This is a genomic window from Accumulibacter sp., assembly GCF_023806635.1.
In the GTDB taxonomy this organism is placed as follows: domain Bacteria; phylum Pseudomonadota; class Gammaproteobacteria; order Burkholderiales; family Rhodocyclaceae; genus Accumulibacter.
This window is the reverse complement of the sequence record NZ_JAMTDQ010000006.1, coordinates 139,207-150,836: the sequence shown is the minus strand read 5'-3', so window position 1 is coordinate 150,836 and position 11,630 is coordinate 139,207. Positions and strand designations below refer to the sequence as shown.

The window sequence follows — 11,630 nt, the reverse complement described above, 5'->3', positions numbered from 1 at the left end:
AAGTCATGAAAGACATGGTCTGGGACAGGATACTGAGCGTCGGGGTCGACGAGATCGATGACGATCACCGCAAGCTGGTGAGTATTTTCAACATCCTCAATCGAGCCGTGCTCGACGGGGAGTCGCCGCGCTATGTTGCGGCGGTATTGGCAGAGCTGATCAACTGTACGGTCTGGCACTTCAGCCATGAGGAGCGTCTGATGCTGAAGCATCGTTATGACGCAATGGACGAGCACCAGATGGAGCACCAGGAACTGATCAAGAGCGCTCAGGATCTGCAGCAAGTGATCCTGCGCGGCGACAAGCCGATGGTGGATGAGCACCTCGAGTTTCTCGAGCGCTGGTTGACCGAGCACATACTCACCGCCGACTTGCGGCTGGGTTCCTACCTTTCCCAAGTCGTCTAGGCGGCGCCGGACGGCGGATCGCCACCGCTTCCCCCGGTGGTTCCCCTGTCCCCTTGGACGACTGGCCTGGCGTGACGCCTGGCGCAGCGGTCGTGGCGGTTGACCCGGTCCCGGCTGCCGCTGGCGTAGCGTCTGGCACGCTGGCGAGCGCCGTGGCGCAGCAACCGCTCGCGGCGCGGGCGGATCGCGGTGAAGGTCATCAATCACCTGGGGCACGAGGTGATGAAGGTGTTCCGGGTGGCATGATGTGCGAGGAAAGGAGAGGCGAGTGAATACAGCGGATGCAATTCGATTGCTGGCCGAGAGCAAGCCGGTGCTGTCCGAACGTTTTGGCGTGGTGGACCTGGCGCTGTTCGGTTCGACCGCGCGTGGCAGCGCTGGGACCGCCAGCGATGTCGACGTGCTGGTGGCATTCGATGGCCCGGCCACCTCGGCACGCTATTTTGGCGTGCAGTTCTACCTGGAAGACCGGCTGGGCTGCCCGGTGGATCTGGTCACGGACAAGGCGCTGCGGGCGGAATTGCGTCCGTCAGTGGAGCGGGAAGCGATTCATGTCTGACGCATCGCCACGCGACTGGTCCTTCCATATCGATGACATGGTCAAGGCTGGCCAAAAAGTGCTGGCCTACAGCGCCGGCTTCGACCAGCCGGGATTCGTCGCCAGCGGGCTCAACTACGACGCGACCGTGCGCAACCTCGAGATCATCGGCGAGGCGGCCGCGCATGTTCCCGAGGAGACACGCGGCCGCCATCCGCAGATTCCCTGGCGCCAGATGGTGGCCACACGCAACCGGCTGATTCATGGCTATCTGGGTATCGACAATGACACGCTGTGGAGCATCATTCGGGACGACATCCCGGCGCTGCTCGAATCGCTGGAGAAACTGAAGGAAAGCCTGCGGTAAGCATGGAATTTCGCATCGCCGCCACTTTCAGCGACAGTTTGGCGCGCCTGACTGGCGAGGAGCAATAGCTCGTCAAGACGACGGCGTTCGACCTGCAGCTCAACCCGGCCAATCCCGCCATGAGCTGTCACAAGCTCGAACGGGCGCGGGACGAGAATTTCTGGTCGGTCAGGGTCAGCCGCGACATCCGGATCATCGTGCACCGAAACACCAACAGCCTGCTGCTCTGCTACGTCGATCATCACGACGCTGCCTACGCCTGGGCCAAGCGCCGCAAGCTGGAAACCCATGCGAAGACGGGCGCCGCGCAGCTGGTGGAGACTCGCGAGACGGTGCAGGAGCTGGTGCGGCCGGTCCATGTCCAGGCCGAGCTGCCGCTGAAGTCGGCAAGGCCGCTTTTCGCCCACGTGAGCGACGACGAGTCGCTCGGGTACGGGGTGCCCGCAGAATGGCTGGCCGACGTCCGCTCGGCCAACGAGGATGCGCTGCTCGATCTGGCCGATCACCTGCCGGCCGAGGCGGCCGAGGCCCTGCTTGAACTGGCGACCGGCGGCACACCGCGTGTTCCGGTACCGGCAGGCGATAACCCCTTCGACCATCCGGACGCACAGCGGCGCTTCCGGGTCATGGCCAACGTGGAGGCGCTGCAGCAGGCACTCGATTACCCATGGGAAAAGTGGACGGTCTTCCTCAACCCAGAGCAGCAGCAGATGGTCGAGCGCAACCATTGGGGCCCGGCTCGGGTCTCCGGTTCGGCCGGGATTGGCAAGACGATCGTCGCGCTGCACCGGGCGGCGTACCTGGCACGAGCCAACCCGGGCGGAACCGTCATCGGCGCTCTGCGCACAGCGCACGCAGCCAGTCGGCTGCCGGAAGCGCCGCGAATTCGAGTCGCCAGCCGCCAGGCATGCTCAACGACAGGCTTGGCCCCGAATGGGGCGGAACCGGCGCTATCGTCGCGGGAACGAGAGTCACCGGCACGGCGGCAACGACCGTTCCGCTCTCCTTCGCCAAACGCCGGTGCCAGTAACTCAGCGATCCAGCCTTCAGCCCGTTCCGCGCACAATAGGCCTTCTGGCTCTCGCCACTCGCGCGCCAACCTGCTACATGCCCTTGCCAGTACGCTGCCACTTCGCCAGCCTTGCCCATCGCGCTCTCCCGTGAAAACCTCGAGAGGGTGCGGCAACTGGCACGGGATTGGTAGGTGGGTTGAGCGAGCCGGCGAGCGATGCGCCAGCCGAGGAATGGGCGGAATACCGGCGGCAGGTTGATGAAGCAAGAGCGCGCGGTGACTTCCACATCCTGCTGGTGCCGATGAAGCCGACCGCAAGCCCGAGAACCGAGAAGGGTGTGACCTACTGCGGCACGGAACTGGACGCGCTGGCGCTGGAGGCGTCAATGCTTCCGTCCAAGCTCGGCAACAGGAGTGCGCTCGGCGAAGTGATGAAGAGTTTGTCGGGTACCGTGTTCGGGCCGGTCGCGCGCAGCGAGGGATAGGCAGCCGGGCCAGCGCCACGAGTCGTCGGGCGTGGGGCACCGCGCCGGGTTTCGGCTCGGCGGCGTTGATCGAGAACGGGTACACAAGGGGTACACGAAGCGCGGAAACAAGAAAGCCACCTTTCGAGGTGGCCTAACCAATTGATTCTTTGGTGGTGATGGGTGGAATCGAACCACCGACCTAAGGGTTATGAATCCTTCGCTCTAACCGACTGAGCTACATCACCAGCGGGCGCCGGATTATAGGGTTCTCTCGACTCGCCGGTCAACACGTGGGCGCGCGGGCGATTGCGTGCGCGATCCGCGCCTTTCCTCCCTGCGTCCTCGGTCGGCCCAGGAAACCGGGATTCCTCGAAGCGCCGCAGCTTCGTGACGTCGAACGCAAAAAGATTGCAGATCTTTTGTGTCGCCAGGGCGGTGAGGGAATACGATGTCGGCCTTGGCACCTTCGTCTTGCGCGCCGCGCTGCTCAACGTCACCGGAGGGGCGTCGCCCCAAGGTCGCACCCACAGCCACGCAGGCGGGTAATGGCAGACGACTGGCGCCGTCCTTCTTGCGTTCGGGGTGGGGTGATGGTCGATCGAATGGGCTTGCCGGCAGGCAGGCTGCTGCGGCGAACGATGCGCCGTGCCTTCAATGCGCTGCCACGGGATGGGCGGCTCGCCGTCTACCGCAATTTCGTCGATTGCGACCCGGCGCCGACCGATCGGCTGGTGCTGAAGATCGCCGATACGCGTGAGGAACTCGAGGGTTGCTTCCGCCTGTTGCACGATGCCTATGTCAGCAGCGGCCTGATGCAGCCGCAGCCTTCGGGCCTGCGCGTGACCATCTACCATGCCTTGCCGACGACGACGACGCTCTGTGCGACGTATGACGGGGAGGTCGTGGGTACCCTGTCGTTGGTCAGGGAAAGCGTGCTAGGCTTTCCGCTGCAGCGGATCTTCGATCTCGGCCCGCTGCGCGAGAAAAAGGGCAACATCGCCGAAGTATCGGCGCTGGCGATCGCTCGCCCGTTCCGGCAGACGGGCGGCAGCATCCTGTTCCCATTGATGAAGTTCATGTACGAGTACTGCACGACCTTCTTCGATACCCGGCACCTGGTGATCGCGGTCAATCCCGACCATATCGAGATGTACGAGTCGCTGCTGTTCTTCCAGCGGCTGAGCCAGAACGTCGTCGAGAGCTACGACTTCGTCAATGGCGCTCCCGCGGTCGGCGCCACACTCGACCTTGGCGCGGCGCCCGAGGTCTTCCGGCAGCATTACGGATCGAAGCCGCCGAAGCGGAACCTGCATGCCTTCTTCACCCAGATCCGGCTGCCCAACATCCAGCTTCCACCACGGCGCTTCTACACGACCAACGACCCCGTGCTGACGCCGGAGCTGCTCGACTACTTCTTCAATGTGCGAACGCCGCTCTTCAGCCTGTTGAGCGAACGCAAGAAGGAACTGCTGCACGCGATCTACGATCTGCCCGCCTACCGTGCCGTGCTGCCGCCGGTCGTGCGCTCACCGGCCGATGGCGGCGAGCGTCGCCGCCATCGGCGGTTTTCCGTCCGCTGCCCGGCCGAGCTGTCGCTGGGCCGCGGTGCCGGTGCTGCGGGCCGGGTCAGCCTCGAGATCGTTCAGCTCTCGCGCTATGGATTCCAGGCGCACGCGCCGATCGAGGTTCCCATCGATGTCTGGGGCGAAGTCACGGTTCAGCTCGGGCCGGCGGAGGTGTCACGCATTCAGGTTGCCGCGTCACGGGCATCCGGGACCGGATTCTACGGTTTTCGTCTTGGTGAGCCCGACCTCGTCTGGCGCAAGTTCGTCACCGCCCTGTACGGCAGCAGCACGCACGCCGACCTGCAGAACGCGACAGCCTTCCTCAACGACCGCTAGCGCCGCCCGTTCTGCTGCCGGCAGCCACCCGGCGGCTTCAGGAGGCGTCGGTCGTCACGGCGTGCCGCCGGTCAGTTGTCTCGCCAGCAGCCAGGAGGCGGCGGCGGTAATGCGCTGGTGCGACGCCGGTCCAGCGCACGAAGGCGCGATAGAAGGCCGCGGTGTCGGCGAAGCCGAGTTCGCCGGCAAGCTGCGCCAGGCCCTGGCGGCTCTTCGCCAGGCGATCGATCGCCAGATCGCGGCGCAGGGCATCCTTGATCGCCTGGAAGCTCGATCCCTCCTCCAGCAGGCGTCGGTGGAGGGTGCGCGGCGACAGGTGCAGCGAACGAGCGACGACGGCCAGCGAAGCCGACTGGGGCAGCGCTTCCCGCAGCGAATTGCGGACGCGCAGGACCATCTCGCGGTCACGGCGGTAGAGCGTCGTCAACTTGCCGGGTGCGCCGTCGAGAAAGGCCTGCAGTGCGGCTTCGTCGCGACGGACCGGCAGGTCGAGAAGGTTGGTGGCAAACACGGCAGCGAGTTCGGCGGCGCCGAAGCTCGAGTGCGCGGTATAGATCAGCGCGTAATCGGCCGCGTGCCGTGGCCGGGGATAGGGAAAGGCGACCGCATCGAAGACGATGCTGCGGCCGACGAGCCAGGAGAACAGGCCATGCAGCAGGCGCAGCAACCACTCGAAGGCGAACACCCGGCCGATGAGCAGCGGCCGGCTTTCGCTGATGTGCAGGCAGGCCTCGTCGTCGCGGCAAGCGAGGCGCACGGCGAGGTCGGGCAGCACCAGACGCAGGAAGCGGGCACTGCGCTCGATCGCTGCCGCCAGGGTCGGTGCGGTGATGACGCTGCGGCAGAGGAACTCGAAAGTGCCGATCCGGATCGGTTGCGAGAAAAGGGCGAAGCCCTCGTCATCGAGTTCACGGTTGACCAGGTTGTACAGCTGAGCGTAGCGGTCGATCGCCACGCGGGCTTCCGGATCGTGCAGCAGCTGGCTCGGAATGTGGGCCTGCTCGAGGAGCGGAGCGGTATCGCGGCCGCAATGGATCAGGCCGGCAAGCATGCCCTGGACGAAGGCGATGGCCACCGTTGCGCGCGCCGGCGCGGCGGCGCGCGCATTGCCACTCCGACGCCGGGCATTGGCGGTCTTCTCAGGGTATGGCATCGGCTTTCCGCAAGGCTGTGTATTGACAGGATATTTCAAGTTGGCAAGATTTGCATTGTTGGCGTCATCTTGGGTAATGGCGTTTCCGGCGTCAACTTCCTACCATGTGGGTCCCCCTACGGCAGCCGCTGACCGCTGTCTTTTCGATCATCCTGGAGCGCGAACGACATGACCGATCTTTCCATAGCCAAGAAGCTTCTACCCTACCGGCCCAAGCACAAGGTGCGTTTCGTCACCGCCGCTTCGCTGTTCGACGGGCACGATGCATCGATCAACATCATGCGCCGCATCCTGCAATCGACGGGTGCCGAGGTGATTCATCTTGGCCACAACCGTTCAGTACAGGAGATCGTCAACGCGGCCCTGCAGGAAGATGTTCAGGGAATCGCCATCACTTCCTACCAGGGCGGGCACGTCGAGTTCTTCAAGTACATGATCGACCTGCTGCGGGCCGGTGGCGGCGAGAACATCAAGGTTTTCGGTGGCGGTGGCGGCGTCATCGTGCCCAGCGAGATCGCTGAACTGCACGCCTACGGCGTGACGCGCGTCTATTCCCCGGAGGACGGGCAGGCGATGGGTCTGCAGGGAATGATCAACGAAGTGGTCGCGAAAGCCGACGACGACCTGTCGGCGCTGGCACCGCAGGATGCCGAGGCCGTGCTCGCGGCCCTCAGGGCCGGCAGCCGGCGGCACCTGGCGCAGATCATCACGGCACTCGAGAACGGTGCCTACCCCGAAGCGCTGCGCAAGAAGCTGCTGCATGCCGCCGCCGGGCTGAAGGTGCCGACGCTCGGCATCACCGGTACCGGTGGCGCCGGCAAGTCGTCGCTGACAGACGAACTGGTGCGGCGCTTCCGGCTCGATCAGGGCGACAGCCTCAAGTTGGCGATCATCTCCATCGACCCGTCGCGCAAGCGCACCGGCGGTGCACTGCTGGGTGACCGCATCCGGATGAACGCCATCGAGCACCCGAACATCTACATGCGCTCGCTGGCGACGCGCGACACCGGGTCGGAACTCTCCGCCGCATTGCCGGAAGTGGTCGCCGCCTGCAAGCTGTCGGGCTTCGATCTGGTCATCGTCGAAACCTCGGGAATCGGCCAGGGCAACGCCGCCATCGTGCCGTTGGTCGACGTCTCGCTGTACGTCATGACCCCGGAGTTCGGCGCCGCGTCGCAGCTCGAGAAGATCGACATGCTCGATTTTGCCGATTTCGTGGCGATCAACAAGTTCGACCGCAAGGGTGCCGACGACGCCCTGCGCGACGTCCGCAAGCAGTACCAGCGCAACCACGAAGCCTTCAACCAGAGCCCCGACGAGATGCCGGTCTTCGGCACGATGGCGGCGCGTTTCAACGACGACGGCGTCACCGCCCTGTACCAGGCGATTGCCCCCAAGCTGCACGCCTGTGGTCTGAAGCTGAAGAAGGGCAGGCTGCCGTTGGTGGGGGTACGGCAGTCATCGAATCAGCGCGCGATCGTGCCGCCGCAGCGCGTCCGTTACCTTGCCGAGATCGCCGATACGGTCCGAGCCTATCACGCGCACACCGCCGAACAGGCCGAAATCGCACGCCAGAGACAGTCGCTGCGCACCGCCAGGTCGCTCTTTGAGAGCTGCGGCAAGCCGGCAGCCGATTTCGACGAGCTGATCGCCTGGAAGGACGGCCAGCTCGACGCACGCTCGCGCAAGCTGCTCGACCTGTGGCCGAAAACCGTCGAACTGTACGCGCAGGACGAATACGTGGTGAAGATCCGCGACAAGGAGATTCGTACCCGTCTCACTTCCACCTCGCTCTCCGGCTCGCGAATCCGCAAGGTGGCCCTGCCGACCTACCGGGACGAGGGCGAAGTCCTGCGTTTTCTCCTGCGCGAGAACGTCCCGGGGTCGTTCCCGTTCACCGCCGGCGTCTTTGCCTTCAAGCGCGAGAACGAGGATCCGACGCGGATGTTCGCCGGCGAGGGCGACGCCTTCCGTACCAACCGGCGCTTCAAGAGGGTCTCCGAAGGAATGCCCGCCAAACGCCTGTCCACGGCCTTCGATTCGGTCACCCTCTATGGCTGTGATCCCGATGCGCGTCCGGACATCTACGGCAAGGTCGGCAACTCCGGTGTGTCGATCGCCACCCTCGACGACATGAAGGTCCTCTTCGACGGTTTCGAACTCTGTGCGCCGACGACCTCGGTGTCGCTCACGATCAACGGTCCGGCGCCGATCATCCTGTCGATGTTCTTCAACACGGCGATCGACCAGCAGGTCGACAAGTTCCGTGTCGACAACGGCCGCGAGCCGACCGAGGACGAGATCGCCAAGATTCGCACCTGGGTGCTGGCCAACGTGCGCGGCACCGTGCAGGCCGACATCCTGAAGGAGGACCAGGGACAGAACACCTGCATCTTCTCGACCGAGTTCGCGCTCAAGATGATGGGCGACATCCAGGAGTTCTTCGTCCATAACCAGATCGGCAATTTCTACTCGGTGTCGATTTCCGGCTATCACATCGCCGAAGCCGGTGCCAATCCGATCTCGCAACTGGCCTTCACTCTGGCCAACGGCTTCACCTACGTCGAGACCTATCTCGCGCGCGGCATGCACATCGACGACTTCGCACCCAACCTGTCGTTCTTCTTCAGCAACGGCATGGACCCCGAGTACTCGGTGATCGGCCGCGTCGCCCGCCGTATCTGGGCGGTGGCGATGAAGAACAAGTACGGTGGCAACGAGCGCAGCCAGAAGCTGAAGTACCACATCCAGACTTCCGGTCGCTCGCTGCACGCGCAGGAGATGTCGTTCAACGACATCCGCACGACGCTGCAGGCCTTGATCGCCATCTACGACAACTGCAACTCGCTGCACACCAACGCCTACGACGAGGCGATCACGACGCCGACCGAGGAATCGGTCCGCCGGGCGATGGCCATCCAGTTGATCATCAATCGCGAGTGGGGCCTGGCGATGAACGAGAACCCGAATCAGGGCTCGTTCATCATCGACGAGCTGACCGATCTCGTCGAGGAGGCCGTGCTGCGCGAGTTCGAGGCGATCGCTTCGCGTGGTGGCGTCCTCGGCGCCATGGAAACCGGCTACCAGCGCGGCAAGATCCAGGAGGAATCGCTCTACTACGAGCACAAGAAGCACGACGGCTCGTTCCCGATCGTTGGCGTGAACACCTTCCGCAACCCGCACGGAGATGCCCAGATCGGGATCGAACTGGCGCGCTCGACGGAGGAGGAGAAGCAGTCGCAGCTGCAGCGCCTGCAGGCCTTCCAGGGTCGCAATGCAGCCGCTTCCGCAGCCATGCTCGAGCGCCTGCAGCGCGCCGTCATCGACAACGGCAACGTCTTCGCGGTTCTCATGGATGCGGTACGCGCCTGCTCGCTCGGTCAGATCACCGGCGCACTCTACGAGGTCGGCGGCCAGTATCGGCGCAGCATGTAGCAACGTCGGCCCGGATGTGCCCGAGCACAACCGGGCCGATCAACGCTGTGCGAAGACGCTTCGTCCGCCGCGGGAACGACGAAGCCCGCTGCTCCCGCGGTTCGTACCGCTGTTGCAAGTTTCTGCCGATTGGTCCAGCATGGTCGTCTGGCAAGAAACGGGGGGAGTGACATGATTGCAGCGCTGCGCCGCCTGAGTCTCATGAACCGGCTTTCGCTGACCGCGATCCTGGCCCTGCTGGCCATGCTGCTGATCGTCTGGGAGAGCCTCTGGTCCCTGCACGGCCTGCTCTACGGCGACCGCCAGGTGAAGACCCGGCACCTTGTCGAGACGGTCGTCGGCGTCCTCGACCATTACAACGATCTGCAGAAGGCCGGCATGTTGAGCGAGGACGAAGCCCGGCAGCAGGCCATCAAGGCCGTCAAGCGGTTGCGCTACGAAAAGACCGAGTACTTCTGGATCAACGATCTCGGCAAACCGGTGCCGCGCATGGTGATGCACCCGACGGTACCGGCACTCGACGGCAAGGTGCTCGACGAGGCGCGCTTCAACAAGGCGATCTCGCTGCAGGCCGGCGCCAGCGGGCGACGGGTGGCGGTTGAGGGCAAGAACCTGTTCGTCAGTTTCAACGAGGTCGTCGAGCAGGCCGGCGAGGGCCTCGTCGAGTACCTGTGGCCGAAGCCGCTCGTCGGTGGCGGGGTCAGCAGCGAGTTGTACACCAAGCTGTCCTATGTGAGGAAGTTCGAGCCCTGGGGCTGGGTGGTCGGCTCGGGAATCTACATCGACGACGTGGACCGGATCTTCCGCGAGGAGGCCCTGAACAGCGTGCTGTTCGCGGTTGCCGCAACGGCCCTGTTGCTGTTCGGCGCATGGGCTGTCCGGAAGAGCATCGTCAGCGAGTTCGGTGGTGAGCCGCGGGCTGCCCTGGCCGCCACCAGCCGCATTGCCGATGGCGACCTGACGCATGACATCCCGCTGCAGCCGGGTGACCGGAGCAGCGTCCTCTTTGTCCTGTCGCACATGCAGAGCAGCCTGCGCGAGATGCTGCGCGCCATCTTCGGCAACGCCAGCCGGCTGCAGGCGAGCATCGAGCGCCTGTCGGCGGAGTCGAACCAGATCAACCTGGCGACGCAGGTGCAGGCCAGCGCCGTCACCGAGACGCGGGCAGCGATCGACGACGTCTCCGCGAGTGTGGAAGTCGTCAACGGTCTGGTGCGGGCGACCGAAGAGGGCGCGCACGGCGGTGCCGACGTGGCGGCGCGGGTGGCGCGCGAGATGCAGGCGATTGCCGATACCGTGGCCGTTTCCTCGGAGCAGGTTTCGCGACTGGTGGCGAGTACCGGCGAGATCGGCCAGATGGCCCGCGTGATCAAGGAGATTGCCGACCAGACCAACCTGCTGGCCTTGAACGCCGCCATCGAAGCCGCACGTGCCGGCGAGCAGGGACGCGGTTTCGCCGTCGTTGCCGACGAGGTGCGCAAGCTTGCCGAGCGGACGGGCGGGGCGACGACAGAGATCGGCAGTGTCCTGCAGGGAATCCGCGCCGACACCGAAAGTGCGGTCGCCGGCATGCAGGCAGCCGCACCGGTGATCGCGAGTGGTGTCGAACAGGCCAATTCGGCGGCCGAGACCCTGCACGCCATCGAGCAGCAGGCGCAGGACACCTTGCAGAAGATGCAGGCGCTGTCGCAGGCGACACGGGCACAGACGCAGCGGATCGAGGACATCGTCGGCAATGTCGACGCGGTGATGAAGGCCTCCGGGCAGACCGAGAACGTGATCCGGCAGTCGCTGCAGTCGGCGGGCGAGCTCGAACAGGCGTCGGGCGAGATGTTCTCGATGGTGCAGCGCTTCCGCGTCGGCGACATGCCAGGTGGGAGTTCACAGGCCGCTCGCAACAGCGGGGCGGCGGTGAAACCGCTGATGGAATGGTCGAGCGCGTTGGCGGTGGGCCACGCCGAGATCGACCGCCAGCACCAGGTGCTGATCGAAATCGCCAACCGGCTGAACGGTGCCATGCGCTCCGGTGCCGGGCGCTCCGCCTGCGGTGCGATCCTCGACGAACTGGTGAACTACACCGTGAACCATTTCGCCTTCGAGCAGAGACTGATGGAACAGCACCAGTATGCCGATCGTGATGCCCACCTGGCGACGCACCGCAAGCTGATCGACGATGTCTCGCGCTTCAAGCGCGAGTACGACGCCGGCGGTACGATCTCGGTCGAGCTGATGGGCTTCCTGCGCGACTGGCTGGTAAACCATTTCCTGAAGGTCGACCGCGCGCTGGCTCGGGATCTGGCGAGTCGCGGGGTTGCCTGAAGGCCATGCCCGCCTGTCGGCAGTCGTCCAC

Annotated in this window: 8 protein-coding genes, 1 tRNA gene and 1 pseudogene; 8 read left to right on the top strand and 2 right to left on the bottom strand. The window is 64.8% G+C overall.

Features of this window, described 5'->3' with window-relative positions:
- The first annotated feature begins 5 nt into the window (after positions 1 to 5).
- The 5 genes and pseudogenes from NFW30_RS01465 to NFW30_RS01445 all read left to right on the top strand — a co-directional run bounded on the left by NFW30_RS01465 (position 6) and on the right by NFW30_RS01445 (position 2,809).
- Positions 6 to 407: a bacteriohemerythrin gene (locus tag NFW30_RS01465; protein WP_295350238.1), complete on the top strand. Its 402-nt coding sequence runs from the start codon at positions 6 to 8 to the stop codon at positions 405 to 407.
- A 268-nt stretch (positions 408 to 675) separates the two neighbouring features.
- Positions 676 to 966, top strand: coding sequence for a nucleotidyltransferase family protein (locus tag NFW30_RS01460; protein WP_295350235.1), 291 nt, complete (start codon positions 676 to 678; stop codon positions 964 to 966).
- Positions 959 to 1,312 (top strand): DUF86 domain-containing protein, encoded by a 354-nt coding sequence (locus tag NFW30_RS01455; RefSeq protein WP_295350232.1) that lies wholly within the window; start codon positions 959 to 961, stop codon positions 1,310 to 1,312. Before NFW30_RS01460 ends, NFW30_RS01455 begins: the two co-directional genes overlap by 8 nt.
- 2 nt (positions 1,313 to 1,314) lie before the next feature.
- A pseudogene (locus NFW30_RS01450) lies at positions 1,315 to 2,127 on the top strand (DNA helicase); the annotation flags it as partial.
- 394 nt (positions 2,128 to 2,521) lie between these two features.
- Positions 2,522 to 2,809 (top strand): hypothetical protein, encoded by a 288-nt coding sequence (locus NFW30_RS01445; protein ID WP_295350229.1) that lies wholly within the window; start codon positions 2,522 to 2,524, stop codon positions 2,807 to 2,809.
- Positions 2,810 to 2,959: 150 nt separating this feature from the next.
- On the opposite strand, the gene NFW30_RS01440 is transcribed toward NFW30_RS01445, so the two are convergent.
- A tRNA-Met gene (locus NFW30_RS01440) sits at positions 2,960 to 3,036 on the bottom strand.
- A gap of 345 nt (positions 3,037 to 3,381) precedes the next feature.
- Between NFW30_RS01440 and NFW30_RS01435 the strand changes: the two genes are divergently transcribed.
- The gene (locus tag NFW30_RS01435) at positions 3,382 to 4,692 is read left to right on the top strand and encodes a hypothetical protein (protein WP_295350226.1); all 1,311 of its coding nucleotides are present in this window, start codon (positions 3,382 to 3,384) and stop codon (positions 4,690 to 4,692) included.
- 37 nt (positions 4,693 to 4,729) lie between these two features.
- Here the strand turns inward: NFW30_RS01435 and NFW30_RS01430 are convergent, their stop codons facing one another.
- Positions 4,730 to 5,845, bottom strand: coding sequence for an AraC family transcriptional regulator (locus NFW30_RS01430; protein ID WP_295350223.1), 1,116 nt, complete (start codon positions 5,843 to 5,845; stop codon positions 4,730 to 4,732).
- A gap of 168 nt (positions 5,846 to 6,013) precedes the next feature.
- Between NFW30_RS01430 and icmF the strand changes: the two genes are divergently transcribed.
- Both icmF and NFW30_RS01420 read left to right on the top strand, forming a co-directional pair.
- The gene (gene icmF, locus NFW30_RS01425) at positions 6,014 to 9,280 is read left to right on the top strand and encodes a fused isobutyryl-CoA mutase/GTPase IcmF (protein WP_295350220.1); all 3,267 of its coding nucleotides are present in this window, start codon (positions 6,014 to 6,016) and stop codon (positions 9,278 to 9,280) included.
- 171 nt (positions 9,281 to 9,451) lie between these two features.
- Positions 9,452 to 11,599, top strand: coding sequence for a bacteriohemerythrin (locus NFW30_RS01420; protein ID WP_295350217.1), 2,148 nt, complete (start codon positions 9,452 to 9,454; stop codon positions 11,597 to 11,599).
- Positions 11,600 to 11,630: the final 31 nt, after the last annotated feature.

Bases quoted from the DNA above. Each gene is read 5' to 3' on its own strand.
- NFW30_RS01465 (WP_295350238.1), top strand. From the start codon at position 6: ATGAAAGACATGGTCTGGGACAGGATACTGAGCGTCGGGGTCGACGAG.
- NFW30_RS01455 (WP_295350232.1), top strand. From the start codon at position 959: ATGTCTGACGCATCGCCACGCGACTGGTCCTTCCATATCGATGACATG.
- NFW30_RS01435 (WP_295350226.1), top strand. From the start codon at position 3,382: ATGGTCGATCGAATGGGCTTGCCGGCAGGCAGGCTGCTGCGGCGAACG.
- NFW30_RS01430 (WP_295350223.1), bottom strand. From the start codon at position 5,845: ATGCCATACCCTGAGAAGACCGCCAATGCCCGGCGTCGGAGTGGCAAT.
- icmF (WP_295350220.1), top strand. From the start codon at position 6,014: ATGACCGATCTTTCCATAGCCAAGAAGCTTCTACCCTACCGGCCCAAG.
- NFW30_RS01420 (WP_295350217.1), top strand. From the start codon at position 9,452: ATGATTGCAGCGCTGCGCCGCCTGAGTCTCATGAACCGGCTTTCGCTG.